Source organism: Micromonospora sp. NBC_01638, assembly GCF_045209745.1.
GTDB lineage: Bacteria > Actinomycetota > Actinomycetes > Mycobacteriales > Micromonosporaceae > Micromonospora.
Map to the genome: position 1 here is coordinate 6,876,835 of NZ_CP109273.1, position 13,737 is coordinate 6,890,571.

Below are 13,737 nucleotides of genomic sequence, written 5' to 3' on the forward strand. Positions count from 1 at the left end.
GCAAACGAATGCTTAAATGATTCCAGCATTAGACGGAAAGCATTGTATGATTAGCGCATGCTGTATCGGACTCCTGCGCTCGCCGATGACGACAAGCGCGTGCTCGGCGAACTGGACACCATGCGGGACAACCTGCGGTATCAGATCGCCGAGCCGCACCGCTGGACAGGGCAACTCCGACGAACCCTGATCGCTCACGCCATCCAGGGCTCCAATTCGATCGAGGGCTACCAGGTATCCCTGGACGACGCAGCCGCCGCCGTCGCCGGCGACGAACCGGTAGAGACGAACCCGCAAACCTGGGAAGTCATCACCGGCTACCGGGACGCCCTGACCTACGTGCAACAACTCGCCCGCTCACGCGAGTTCACCTGGCAGCACATGCTGCTCAACGCACTGCACTTCATGATGCTCCGCCATGACCTCAGCAAATGGCCGGGCCGCTTCCGTCCGGGAGACATCCACATCGACGAGGCGCACACCGGCCGACGCGTCTACACCGGGCCGGACGCCGACGACGTTCCGTCACTGATCTCCGAGCTGATCGACTGGCTGGCCGACGGCGAACCGGAGACACCGCTGCTCGTGCGGGCCTCCATGGCTCACCTGAACCTGGTCAAGATCCATCCCTGGCGGGACGGAAACGGTCGAATGTCGCGCTGTCTACACACCCTCGTACTCGCCCGCGACGGTGTCCTCGCCCCGGAGTTCTCCTCCATTGAGGAGTGGCTCGGCGTCGGCCGGAACACCTACGCCTACTACGATGCGCTCGGCGAGGTGGGCGGTCCGACCTGGCAGCCTGACAACGACACCAGCAGGTGGATCCGGTTCTGCCTAAGCGCCCATCACCAACAAGCCCAACTGGTCCGACAACGCCTCGATCAGGCCGCGCAGCTCTGGGAACTGCTCGACACCTGGGTCCGACGCGCGGGGCTACCCGAGCGGGTGGTCAGCGCCCTCTACCTGGCCGCCACCGGCGGTCGAGTGCGCCGCACTGTCTATCAGCGCGATGAGAGCCTCACCGACGACCAAGCAACCCGTGACCTTCGCGCCCTCGTCCGGGCAGGCATGCTCGAACAGCACGGCGAAACCCGAGGCAGGTTCTACCTCACCTCGCCGATACTGCGCGACCTCGCAGCCCCCGCGCTGCGCCCCAAGGAGATCATCGACCCGTACCGACGGTGAGACGCAGACCCGGCATGCCCACCACCGTGAATCTGCGACGTCAACGCGCCGAAGAGACGCCATTACCTGTCACCGAATTGGACAGATGCGGCCAATTATAGCCAGGCAGCCGCTTCCAAGATTTACAACATTTGGGTCTAAGTAAGCCCAAATAGGACAGCCATTCTGTCCTATTTATCGTGATTTTCCACGAAATTTGGTGTCCGAGGGGCGACACGACCCATTGCCCCACCACCGATGACGCTCAGCGCAACTCTGAAGCTCGCGCAGGCCTAGCTATGGTGGTGACCTCTTCGGGCACGCCGAAGAGGTCACCATCCTGAACTGCCCGGTCAGGGCGTTGCCCCTGGGATCGGTGTCTCAGATGACGGAACCGCAGCGGACTCCAGCAAGCTCACCCGCAACTCTTCACATCGATCTGCAGCAGACCTACAGGCGTGGCATTAGATGAGCCGTGGCACCGGCCGGCGGCAGCCATCCTGGGAGCAGCGACACCGGCCCACCGGAGAAAAAGCCGGGTTCGGCGTCGTCGGAAAACCTCTCGATTCGAGCGACGGGGATCGACCACAATGCCACCGTGGAACGCGAGCACCTGGTGAAGTTGAGTAAGCGGATGTCGAAGGCACTCCGGCACGATCCCGACCGGGCCGGCCTGGTGCTCGACCCGGCCGGTTGGACTCCCGTCGACGCTCTGCTTGCCGCCCTACGGATCGAGCGGGCCGAGCTGGACGCGGTCGTCGCCGGCAACGACAAGCAGCGGTTCGCTGTCGAGCGCGGCACCGACGGGGTGCTGCGGATCCGGGCCAACCAGGGCCATTCAGTCCCGGTGGACCTCGGGCTGCCCCCGGTGACCCCACCGGACCGGCTCTATCACGGCACCAGCGCCGGTGCGCTGGAGTCGATCCGGGCCGCCGGCCTGCACCGCGGCGGCCGGCACCACGTCCATCTCTCCGCCGACACCGAGACCTGTGCCGTGCCAGAACTGTTCGCACAGGGTGTGAGCTGGCCTTTCGTGGCTGTCGAGCAGGATGCCGTGCATGGTTGTTCGGCTGCTGTACCTGACCGCGGTTCGGATGTTCAGCTGGTTGCCGCAGATGACGCTCGGCGAGTCCGCGATGGCCGCCGAATTGTTGGTGCTGCGCCATGAGGTGGCCGTGCTTCGGCGCCAAGTCGGTAGGCCGCGCCTGTCATGGCCGGACCGGGCGGTGCTGTCCGCGCTGGTCCGTGCCCTGCCACGCGAGCTGTGGAAGCATCGGATCGTCACCCCGGCCACGCTGCTGGCCTGGCACCGACGTCTGGTTAGCCAGCACTGGACCTATCCAAACCGGCCGGGCCGGCCACGGATCAGCGACGAGGTACGTGACCTCGTCGTGCGCCTGGCCCGGGAGAATCCCGGGTGGGGGCACCGCCGCATCCAGGGGGAACTGGTCGGGCTGGGCCACCGCGTCGGCGCCGGCACTATCCGCCGCATCCTCGCCGCCGGCAAGATCGACCCAGCGCCACGTGAGGTCGACACCAACTGGCGCACCTTCCTGCGCACGCAGGCATCCGGACTGCTCGCTACCGACTTCTTCCACCTCGACACCATCACCCTGCGCAGACTGTACGTCCTGTTTGTGATGGAGATCGCGACCAGACGCGTACACATCCTCGGCGTCACCGAACACCCGACAGCTGCGTGGACGACCCAGCAGGCCCGCAACCTGGTCATGGACCTCGGCGATCGGATCACCGCGTTTCGGTTCCTGATCCGTGACCGCGACGCCAAGTTCGCCGGAACCTTTGATTCCGTGTTCGCCGCTGAGGGGGTCGAAGTGGCAGGACCCCACCGAGGACTCCTCGCGCGAACTGCTACGCGGAACGGTTCGTCCGCAGCGTGCGGGCCGAATGCACCGACCGGGTGCTGGTGTACGACGAGCGACACGCCCGCGCCGTCGTCGGCGAGTACGAACGCCACTTCAACGACCACCGGCCACACCAGAGCCTCGATCAGCACCCACCCAACCACGACCCAGGCGTGGTCGTCGCCATCGACGCACCTGTTCGACGACGACAACTCCTCGGCGGCGTGATCAACCAATACCAACGAGCAGCCTGACCAGATCGGGGAAGCCCAGGTCACAGACCACGCGACAAGTATTGGCACGGTACAAGGTCTCGCCCGTTGTGGCGGGCTGCGTGATCCCGTCCCTCATTCCGCTGGCTGCCCGGTCACATTGTGGTCGCCTGGATGTTGTGCGAGCCGATCTGGAAACCGCTGCTGCTCGACACCGTCACCGAATATCGGTCACCGGCGGGCTGCGCCTGGGCCACCATCCCCCGCAAGTCCGACGCCAACTCGGGGTCAGCGGTGACCGCCTTCAGCACCTGCGCGCGTACCAGTGCCAGCGACGCCTCGTCCGCCGGATCATCCGCGAGTTCTCGCACCGCCTCACTTACCTGCAAACCCCGCCTCGAAGTGACCAGCCGAGCGAGAAGACGCCGCCCGCACCCGACCGTGACATCCGCACCACCATCGACGGCCTGATCGGTCACCCGCTGAATCACCGCGCCGCCGTACGCCGCCACCGCAGCAGAGACATACGGCACCACCGCTGACGACAACTCACCAAGATTCACCTCAGTCACCGCCCCATCTCGCATCGATACCACCGCAGGTATAGCAACAACCCGCAATCGGCACCCTCATACAGACGGGTACCAACCCCGAAGGTCAGACGCACTACTTTCGGCATGAGCGAACGACGCCCTACCACCTCCGCGGGGACGCCAACGCTGACGCCTTCGGGCCCGCCGAAGATATCTCCAGCTTGAAGGGCCTGGCCAGGGCATTGCCCGTGGGAGCGGTGCTCAGATGACGGAGCCGCGGCCAACTCCGCCGCAGCGCTTCTAGGTCGCCTGAACGTCGCCGGCGGGAGTGTGGATCTAACGGTGTTTCCGGCCTGACCTGCCAGGCGTTGTGCCTGGTGAGGAGGGTGCCGTGATGACCGCGACACTGAACGACCAGACCGGACGTAGGAAGCGGCCCGAGCCGTCGGCGGAGGCGAAGGCCGCCGCCGAGTTGGTCCGGGCCGCGAAGGAACAGGGCCTGTCGTTGACCGGCCCGGACGGGCTGCTGAAGCAGTTGACCAAGACGGTCCTGGAGACCGCGCTCAACGAGGAGATGACCGAGCACCTCGGCTACGAAAAACACGACCAGGGCGCCGCCGGCGCTGGGTCGGGCAATGTCCGCAACGGCACCCGGTCGAAGACGGTGCTGACCGACACGACCGGACCAGTGCAGCTCGACGTGCCACGAGACCGGGCCGGCACGTTCGAGCCGCAGATCGTCCGTAAGCGTCAACGGCGCCTGTCAGGGGTCGACGAGGTCGTGTTGTCGCTGTATGCCAAAGGCCTGACGACCGGGGAGATCAGCGCTCACTTCGCCGAGATCTACGGGGCTTCGGTGTCGAAGGAGACGATCTCCCGGATCACCGACAAGGTCATCGAGGAGATGACCGACTGGTCCCACCGGCCCCTGAATGAGATCTACGCCGCCGTGTTCATCGACGCCATCGTGGTCAAGGTCAGGGATGGGCAGGTCGCGAACCGGCCCTTCTACGCCGCGATCGGGGTCACTCTCGACGGGGAGAAGGACGTCCTCGGGTTGTGGGCCGGCTCGGGTGGTGAGGGCGCGAAGTTCTGAATGAGCGTGCTGACCGACCTGCGTAACCGGGGCGTGAAGGACGTGTTCTTCCTCGTCTGCGACGGCCTCAAAGGCCTGCCGGAGGTCGTCACGAACGTGTGGCCCCGCACGATCGTGCAGACCTGCATCATCCATCTGATCCGCAACACGTTCCGGCTCACCTCCCGCAAGTACTGGGACGAGCTCAAACACGACATCAAGCCGATCTACACCGCCGTCAACGCCACCGCTGCCAGGGCGGCGTTCGATGACCTGGCCGAGAAGTGGGGCGGCCGGTATCCGGCGGTGATCCGTTTGTGGGACAACGCCTGGGCCGAGTTCATCCCGTTCCTCGACTACGACGTCGAGATCCGACGGGTGATCTGCTCGACCAACGCGATCGAGTCGCTGAACGCCCGCTACCGGCGGGCCGTGAAAGCCCGCGGCCACTTCCCCAACGAACAGGCAGCGTTGAAGTGTCTGTACCTGGTGACCCGATCGTTGGACCCCACCGGAGCAGGCAGAACCCGATGGACGATGCGCTGGAAACCCGCCCTGAACGCCTTCGCCATCACCTTCAGCGACCGCTTCCCAGCCGCTGAAACCTACTAACCAAGATCGCCGGAAACACCGTTAGCGAGACAGCCCCTCGCCGGCCAAGGCACTGGGTCAACAGCGCCACGGTGCCGTTGCTTTCCGAATCAGCCAAGCGGCAAGTGAAGGTCGGCCTACGCGTCATGACTCCGAGGCTCCGAGGAAGAGCGATCGTGGCAGTGATGGTCGCCTACCCCCAGCGGCGGCCCCGATAGACCGGGACTTCACGCACCGGCATCTCGGACCAGTGCAGCGGCCGGTCGACGACGGGTCGGGCGAGGTAGGGGGTGATCCGGTCGCGTTCGTGTTCTTCGGCGAATCGTTCAGCTTGCATGGTGTCACCGGCGACGTCGAGAGCTTTGATGAGTTGCACGACGAGGAGGTCGAGGCGGTGGTTCTCCGCTTCAGCGGCCGTGAGGCGTTCGTGGGCTACGACCAGGGCTATTGCGTAGTCGGTTGAAGGGTGTTTGAGCTGGGGTTTGATGTGGGACCGGTCGAGGGTGGGTTCATGTAGGACGGGTACGGCCCGTTGGTGATCATGGTGTTTGCGAAGACCACATGACCCAGAAGAAGGACCGCACCCGCCGATGTCATCATCACCCACCGAGATCCTGCTCCCGCACCGACCCACCGGCACACTCCCCGCCGTGGTCACTGAAGGTGATCGTCAGGGCTTGTTCGAGGTGTTGTCCACGATCCCTGACCCGCGTGATCCGCGTGGCTGCCGTTACTCGCTGGTGAGCATCCTGGCGGTGGCGGTCTGCGCGGTGCTGGCCGGGGCGTGCACGTTCGCGTCGGTGACCGATTGGGTGCGTAATCAGGACCAGGAGGTCTGGGATCGGCTCGGTTTCAGCGACCGGGTACCGGCGGCCACGACGGTGTGGCGGCTGCTGATCCGCATCGACGCCGATGTGCTCTCACGGGTGCTGGCCCGGTGGCTGTTGGCCCGAACAGCGCCGGTCACCATGGCCGGGCGGCGGTGGCGGCTCGTGATCGCCGTCGACGGCAAGGTCGAACGGGGCGCCCGGCTCGCTGACGGGCGGCAAGTTCATCTGCTGTCGGCGTACGACACCTCCACTGGTGTCGTGCTCGCCCAGGTGCGGATCGACGCGAAGTCCAATGAGATCCCGGCGTTCACTCCGCTGATGCGTCTGGTCGCCGCCCAGTTGGGATCGTTGCAAGACGTCCTGGTCGTCGCGGACGCGCTGCACGCCCAGACCGGGCACGCGGAACTCCTCGCAGCCGACGGCGGGCACCTGATGGTCACGGTCAAGGGGAACCAGCCGACCCTGCACAACCAGCTCAAATCCCTTCCGTGGGCGCAGATCCCGATCGGTTCCCAGACCCTCGAGACCGGCCACGGCCGCAAGGAAACCCGCACCGTCAAAGCCGTCACCGTGGCCACTCCCGCGGGATGGCGTTTCCCCACGCGCAGCAGGCCGTCCGAATCACCCGGACCCGCACGATCAAGGGCAAGACCAGCCGCGAAGCGGCATACCTGACCGTGTCCCTGCCCGCCGAGCAGGCTCAACCCGCCGACCTCGGCACCTGGGCGCGGTCTGAATGGCACATCGAGAACCGCCTGCATTACGTCAGAGATGTGACACTACGTGAAGACGCTCACCAAGCCCGGACGGGCAACGGCCCCGCCGTCTTCGCGACACTCCGTAACACCTCGATCGGTTACCACCGCACAAACGGCGCCACGAACATCGCCGAAGCCACCCGACGCGCCAACCACCGCCCACACGACCTGATCGACGCCGTGACCACCAGCAATCCTGCCTTGACCAGGGGCAACCCCACTACGCAATAGCCCTGCCACGGTGACCGGCAGGACGTACGCCAGATGAGAGCCACACCAAACCGCGGTGGGCAGCCGATGAGAGAGCGATCCCGCCGGTCACCTCGACCAAGCCTGGCCGGGCTGCGGTCGTAGCGCCAGTTAACCAGTAGCCGATGAGAGGGCGTCTATCCATCGACATGAGTCGCAGTTAAAGAACTTTCCGCATGCTTGTGTTCCGCTGAGGAGCCTGGGGGAATCTCGCCCCCAGGCTTCTCGAGGTTCGTGGTCGGGGCCTGCCGACCGCCGCCCGGCCGTCATTCTCGATGGAGGCATCCTCACGTTTGTCCATGGTCTGCGCCAGCAGGGCAGCAACGCCCGGCTCTCCGTCGCCTCTTGACCCTCGATGTCAGCATCGAGGCATGGACAGTCCTGATCCAGAGCCCTGGCTGCCTACGCAGTCCGGTGGCGTTATTTCCCAGGTCTCGTGGGCGGAAACGGACGGGACAGCCTACCTGGCGACTGGTGGGACTGATGGCTCCGTCCGGATCTGGAACGCGCAGACGGGCGCTGCTGTCGGTACACCCCTGTACGGCCACCTCGGCGCGGTGCACGCGTTGACCTGCTGGTCGGAGCCCGATGGGACCCGGGTCGCGTCCAGCGGCACCGATGGGCAGGTCGTCATCTGGCATCCGCTGATCGGCGAGCGACTGGCCGAGTTCGCGGCCAACCACACCGGTGGCGTCATGTCGATCACCAATTGGCGTGCGCCCGATGGCTCATTGCGCCTGGCCACGGGCAGTTACGACCGTTCTATCCGGTTCTTCGACGGCGCCACCGGACAGCGCCTGCGCGAGCCTTTCGTCGGGCATACCGGCGCGGTGATCCGGCTGGTGACATGGCAGGCCGACGACGGTAGCCGGCGTTTGGCGTCCGCCTCAGACGACGGTACGGCGCGCGTGTGGGACGTTGCCACTGGAGGCTCGGTAGGCCAACCGTTCGCCGAACACAGTGCCGCCGTTGAGGATCTGTGTGTGTGGCGTGGCACCGATGGCGGGGTGCGCATCGCCAGCGGCAGCGAGGACGGCATGGTGCGGGTGTGGGATCCGGAGACCGGCCAGTCCACCAGATGGGCGCTCAAGATGCACGACACCGGCGTCTGGGCGTTAAGCCACTGGCGGGCGGCGGACGGCGCTAACCGCTTGGCCGGAGCATGCGGCGACGGCACGATTCAGCTCTGGGATGCGGACAGCGGCGAGCTGGTGGGTCGGTCGCTCGCGGGTCCAGCCAGCACGGTGCGGACCATGTCGGTGTGGCGGCGCCCGGACGGCGGCGTCCGGCTGGCCGTGACTGGCATGGCCGGGACGATCCAGATCTGGGATCCCGAAGAGGGTGTGCTCGTCCGCGAGATTCAGACCGGACACGTCGCGGCGGTACGGGCGTTGACGAGTTGGTGGACTGGGGCGGGCGAGTGGAGGTTCGCCTCGTCCGGGCCGGACGGTGTCGTGCGGCTGTGGAATCCGGCTACAGGCGCCCGGCTCGGCGAGATCGACACTGGTCACGTGTCCGGCGTCTGGGCGCTGACGAGTTGGGCCGTGCCCGGCGGCGGTCATCGGATCGCGTCGGGCGGGCTGGACGGGCACATCCGCGTATGGGACTCCGAGTCGCTGCACCGCGTCGGGGACTCGATCGTGGCGCACTCCGCGTCAGTGGCCGCCCTCAGCGCCTGGCGGACGGCGGACGGCGCGTACCGGCTCGCCTCTGCCGGAGACGACGGGGCGGTGCGGGTCTGGAACCCGGAGGCGGGCACTGCGGTGTGCTCGCCGATGCTTGGCGACACCGGCGGCGTACTCGCCCTATCGCCCTGGCGTGGATCGGATGGCCGCCAACGGCTCGCCTCCGCCGGTACCGACGGGGTGGTGCGGATCTGGGATCCGGAGACCGGTGATCTGATCGGTTCGCCGCTGACTGGCCATGCTTCCGGGATCTGGTCGCTGGCCAGCTGGTCCGGTGCCGACGGTACGGTACGGCTCGCCGCCGGCGGCTTCGACGGACGGGTTTACATTTGGGATACCGAGGCGCAGGTGCGCCTCGGCGAGCCATTGGGCGAGCACACCACAGCCGTCCTCGCGCTCACCGCATGGGTCCGGCCGGACGGCGCCGTGCGGCTCGCCTCCGGAGGGGCAGACGCCATCCGTGTCTGGGACGTCGAGACCGGTGCGGTCGTCGGCGTTCCACTGCATGGACACAGCGCGGCGGTACGCGCACTGGTCTGGATCCGTAGCCCGCAGGGCGAAGTACAGGTGGCGTCGGGAGCAGACGACGGCGCGGTCATGCTCTGGGATCCGGAGTCGGGGATGGCCGTACGTACCATCGAGGTCGCCGCCGTCTCGATGTGGGGGCTGTCGGATACTCCGGCCGACACCGACCTGCTCGACCGCCGGAGCCTGGCCGAGGCGGTAGTCGCGCAGCTGTGCCGGCCGACCGTCGACCCGCTGGGCCACCGCGACGACGGACCGGCGGTGGTGACGATCGAGGGTCCTTGGGGTTCAGGCAAGACGACGCTGATGCGGATGGTTCAGCAGTTGCTTCCCACCCCTGAGGTGCGACCGGAGCCGGAGCAGCGGCAACTACGGATCCGCGCGGTGCTGCGGCAGCTGAAGGCGCCGCACGTGGGCCGGCGACCCGCACAGGCCCAACCACACGGCGGTGGTGGCGAAGCGCCGTCTGCTTTGTCGGTCTGGTTCAACCCGTGGGCCTATCAGTCCGGCGACCAGATCTGGGCCGGCCTGACCAAGGCCATCATCGACGCGGCCGAACCAGTCCTCTACCCGACCACGGCACGCCGGGAGCAGTACTGGCTCAGCCACAACGGCGACCGCGTCGATCGCCACCGGTTGCGGCGAACAATCCAGCGACGCGTGATTTCGCCGTTGCTCGGCATCGCCGTGGCCGCGACCGCCTTCCCGCTGGTTATCGGACTGGTCGAGGCGAACCAAGTATTCCGGGTGTTCGGTGTCCCGGTTACGACGGCGGTCCTCGCGCTCCTACTACCCGCTGTTTTCCTCCTAGCCGGACTGGTCCATACCGCTGTGCGATACCAGTTCGGGCTCGCGGCGGACTACCTTCCCGCCGAACTGCTACGCGGGCCGGTGACCGGTGCGCATCTCGAGCTGGGCAAGGCCGCCCCGGCCGACCGTCTCGAGGTACCACTGGATCCGTTACAATGCGCCAGTTCCGGCTCGCTTTACCTCGACCAGCACGACGTAAACGCCCTCCTCGCCGACATTGCCGCCGTCGGTCCACGCGTGGTCGTGTTCATCGACGACCTGGACCGCTGCCGCGCGGCCACGACGGCGGAGGTTTTTGAGGCGATCAACATCTTCCTGTTCGGTCTCACCGCGACGTCGAGCTTGCCGTGCCAGTTCGTGATCGGCCTCGACCCGGTCATCGTCGCGGCACATCTCGACCATGTCTACCGCGACCTGCAAGCGGCAGGCGTCGGTCTACATGGCGATGATCCCAGTCCGGGCTGGGCCTTCCTGCGCAAGCTCGTTCAGCTTCCGGTACTCGTACCCCGTCTCGACGACGGCGGCGTGGAACGCTTCGTCCAGGCGGTCACCGGCGGCGAGTTTGCGCCGCTGCTGCCCGCCGCTGCGGCGCTGCAGCCCCAGCTCGGCCAGGCGCCGCCCACGCCGAGGTCGGATGGCGTCAATCGATCGAGCGTAGACATACGGCCTTTTTCCATTAGCGGAAAGGGCGCTCAGCGGGAACCGGTCCGGCACGTCACGGTGCCGTGGCGCACGATGGAGCAGCACCCCTCAGTCCGGCAGTTCATCGCTGAGCGCCTCGCGGCCCAACCCGAGCGCTCGGTACGGGAAGCCAAGCGGCAACTCAACGTCTGGCAGCTCTACGAACGGATGCTGTCTCGTCAGGAACCAATGACCGATCCGCAGACCAGCATCGGGCGAGCGCAGCGGTTGTTCCAGTTTGCTGAGATCGTCACGCGGTGGCCGGCGCTCCTGCCATACCTGCGTAAGCGGGTTGACGGCACGTCGGGCATCGCGTTGCTCGCCACGGCCGCAGCCGAGGACCAGCAGTGGCTGTACGCCGTTGACCAGCTGGAACTCAATCCGGTACCCCATGCGCGAGCCTTGGAGAACCTGCGATCCATCCTGGTCACAGCGGACGCGGCCGGAATCGTCGAGCTGGCCGAGCGACTCTTGTAGTAGCCCGCATCACTGGTGCGCTGCGGCGATCGGGACATGTGGTCCGTCGCTGCGCGGTCACGTGACACTCCGGTGGCCTGCTCCCGCTTGGAGAGGGGGCGGCCGGGTCGATGGCGAGTCGATCGCCCGAGGGTTGAATGCAGGGTCTGAGCGTTCGGATCTGCCGCTGAGCGAGCGCGCTCGGCGCGGTTCAAATCGTGTCTGCTGCAGCCTGTGCGTCTACGAGACTGCGGTGGGCGGCCCACAGCGCACCGGCGCGGCTGGCAGCCTTGTCGACCAGGGCCACCAGCTCGGGCCTGTTGGGCACGGGGAACGAGACGTATGTGCCGCGGCCGCCGCCGGCCGGTCGGCCGTAGGCCTTTGCCGCGAGGCGCCCGTCCGAAAGGAGCCGGACGTTGAGTGTGGTCAGCGTGAACTGCTCACCGCGTCGGGTGTCGGTCCAGCGGAGCCCCTCCGGGATCGTGACGTTGATCGCCAGGGCGCTCACATCGAGGGCGACGTCGCTGCTCATGGACGCATGTTCTCACGCGAGTCGGCGCCCGCTCATGGCCGGACACCGATCCTGGACCAAGTCTCTAAGGGATTGCAGAGGATTAACACGCCGTCTTGATCTCTGGTGGGTTGGGGATGTCTTCTGCTGTGGCGAGGTTGTAGAGGTCGTCGAGGTTGGCGAGTTGGTGTGGGCTGGGCTGGATGGTGTGCCCGGCCTGTTGCAGGAGTTGGCGGATCTGACGGATATGCCGGTTGATCGTTTCGGGTCGGACGCTGAGCAGGACGGCAACGGCGGTCTGCGGCAGGCCGAGGCGTTGGTGGATGAGGGTGGCCAGGAGCCGGTCGGCGAGGGTGAGCACGGGCCGGCGGCCCGTGCCAGGGGCGGTGAGCCTGGGGCGGTGACCGCGTCGCTTGTCCAGGCTCGTTTCCCGCTGCTCGTCGTGCAGTGTCATCAGCGTGGTGATCAGGGTGTCCCAGTCGGGTGCTGGTAGGCCGGTCAGGGCTGGGTGACGGAGCCAGGTCAAGTCGGGGCTGGGCTGGTCGAACGGGTTTACCTGCTCGTATGCCTCGGGCCGGAGGGTGTAGTTCCAGTCGCCGTGCCAGTCGTGGCGGGTGACGGGCAGGGCGTCGAACTGTCGGTCGCTGATGCGTACTGCGGTCTCGTAGTCGTTGGTGTCGAGTTCGGCGTGTACGCGTAGGCCGGTGCGGGTGGTGGTGGTGGCGATGGTCTGCACGATGACCTCGTGGCTGGACAGCGGTCGACCTCGCCAGTTCATGGTGATGTGAGAGAACAATCGGTGCTCGATCTTGTTCCATTTCGAGGTGCCGGGCGGAAAGTGGCATACGGTGATCTGCAGCCCGGTCTGCACCGTGAGGGCGGCCAGTTCTGCCTTCCAGGCACGGGTGCGGTAGCCGTTCGAGCCGCCCGCATCGGCGGTGATCAGCAGACGGCGGGCGTGCGGGTAGTCGCTGCGGCCGGCCGCGTTCCACCAGCGTCGGATCGACTCCACTGCGAACGCGGCGGTGTCATGGTCGGTGCCCACATTCACCCAACCCGCGTCAGCGGTTAGGTCGTAGACGCCGTACGGCACCGCCTTGCCCAACTCCTTGTCGGGAAAGTCATGGGTCTTCACCGCGACCGGCTCGCCTGCCGGTCGCCACTGCCGACCGTCGTTGGCGTACTGGCCGACCAATTCTTTTTTCTTGGTGTCCACGCTGATCACCGGATCGGCGCTGCCCTGATGACCTTTGACCTGCTCGTTGAGGTAGCGGAACTGCCCGTCGCGGTCCGGATGCTGCTTGCCCTCGACGGTCTTGGTGTTGCCCTGCAGGCTGAAGCCTTCCGCCCGGAGCAGGTCGCCGACGGTGTCCGCGCCGACCCGGTGACCCTGTCGAGTCAACTCGTCGGCAAGGTTGCGGGTCGACTTCGTCGTCCACCGCAGCGGCGACATCGGGTCGCCCCGCTCGTCGGGCTCCACCAGAGCCAGCATCGCCGGCAGCAACCCAACATCCAGCTCGGACAGACGTTTCCGGCCGCCGCCGCGCCGGCGGACCCGACCCAACGGCGCCGCACCCGAGTCCAGCTCATCGACACCCAACGACACAGTGGCCTCCCGGACCCCGGCCGCCCGAGCCACCGCACGGATCCCGCCATGCCCCAACGCCCGGGCCTCAGCGCCCATCAACAACCGACGCTGCCGCTCATCCAGATGCGGGAAAACCGCCTGGAACTTTCCTGCCAACACCCCACCGGCTTCCACCATGACACCCATACCACAGCAACGAACTGC

General features: G+C 66.6%; 9 protein-coding genes and 2 pseudogenes. 8 read left to right on the plus strand and 3 right to left on the minus strand.

The window, feature by feature from the left end:
* The first annotated feature begins 57 nt into the window (after positions 1-57).
* The 4 genes and pseudogenes from OG811_RS31945 to OG811_RS31960 all read left to right on the plus strand — a co-directional run bounded on the left by OG811_RS31945 (position 58) and on the right by OG811_RS31960 (position 3,283).
* On the plus strand, positions 58-1,185 hold the full coding sequence (locus tag OG811_RS31945; protein ID WP_406071055.1) for a Fic family protein: 1,128 nt from the start codon (positions 58-60) through the stop codon (positions 1,183-1,185).
* A 577-nt stretch (positions 1,186-1,762) separates the two neighbouring features.
* On the plus strand, positions 1,763-2,332 hold the full coding sequence (locus OG811_RS31950; protein ID WP_406071057.1) for an RNA 2'-phosphotransferase: 570 nt from the start codon (positions 1,763-1,765) through the stop codon (positions 2,330-2,332).
* Positions 2,301-2,600, plus strand: a pseudogene (locus OG811_RS31955) (hypothetical protein); the annotation flags it as partial. The gene OG811_RS31950 and the pseudogene OG811_RS31955, both read left to right, overlap by 32 nt.
* Before the next feature lie 461 nt (positions 2,601-3,061).
* Entirely contained in the window at positions 3,062-3,283 is a 222-nt protein-coding gene (locus OG811_RS31960; RefSeq protein WP_406071058.1) for an integrase core domain-containing protein, read from the plus strand.
* 113 nt (positions 3,284-3,396) lie between these two features.
* Here OG811_RS31960 and OG811_RS31965 read toward each other — a convergent pair whose 3' ends face one another.
* Positions 3,397-3,813 carry a hypothetical protein gene (locus OG811_RS31965; protein ID WP_406071060.1) on the minus strand — a complete coding sequence of 139 codons (417 nt, stop codon included), beginning with the start codon at positions 3,811-3,813 and terminating at the stop codon, positions 3,397-3,399.
* Positions 3,814-4,168: 355 nt separating this feature from the next.
* Between OG811_RS31965 and OG811_RS31970 the strand changes: the two are divergent.
* The 4 genes and pseudogenes from OG811_RS31970 (at position 4,169) to OG811_RS31985 (ending at position 11,455) form a co-directional block, all read left to right on the plus strand.
* A pseudogene (locus OG811_RS31970) lies at positions 4,169-5,461 on the plus strand (IS256 family transposase).
* A 229-nt stretch (positions 5,462-5,690) separates the two neighbouring features.
* On the plus strand, positions 5,691-5,903 hold the full coding sequence (locus OG811_RS31975) for a hypothetical protein (RefSeq protein ID WP_406071062.1): 213 nt from the start codon (positions 5,691-5,693) through the stop codon (positions 5,901-5,903).
* 127 nt (positions 5,904-6,030) lie between these two features.
* Positions 6,031-6,945 carry an ISAs1 family transposase gene (locus OG811_RS31980; protein ID WP_406071063.1) on the plus strand — a complete coding sequence of 305 codons (915 nt, stop codon included), beginning with the start codon at positions 6,031-6,033 and terminating at the stop codon, positions 6,943-6,945.
* A 703-nt stretch (positions 6,946-7,648) separates the two neighbouring features.
* Complete coding sequence (locus OG811_RS31985; RefSeq protein ID WP_406071065.1) at positions 7,649-11,455, plus strand: P-loop NTPase fold protein; 3,807 nt, start codon at positions 7,649-7,651, stop codon at positions 11,453-11,455.
* A gap of 190 nt (positions 11,456-11,645) precedes the next feature.
* On the opposite strand, the gene OG811_RS31990 is transcribed toward OG811_RS31985, so the two are convergent.
* Together OG811_RS31990 and OG811_RS31995 are read right to left on the minus strand one after the other, a co-directional pair.
* Entirely contained in the window at positions 11,646-11,966 is a 321-nt protein-coding gene (locus tag OG811_RS31990) for a hypothetical protein (protein ID WP_406071066.1), read from the minus strand.
* A gap of 82 nt (positions 11,967-12,048) precedes the next feature.
* Positions 12,049-13,719, minus strand: coding sequence for an ISAzo13 family transposase (locus tag OG811_RS31995; protein WP_406071068.1), 1,671 nt, complete (start codon positions 13,717-13,719; stop codon positions 12,049-12,051).
* Positions 13,720-13,737 lie beyond the last annotated feature (18 nt).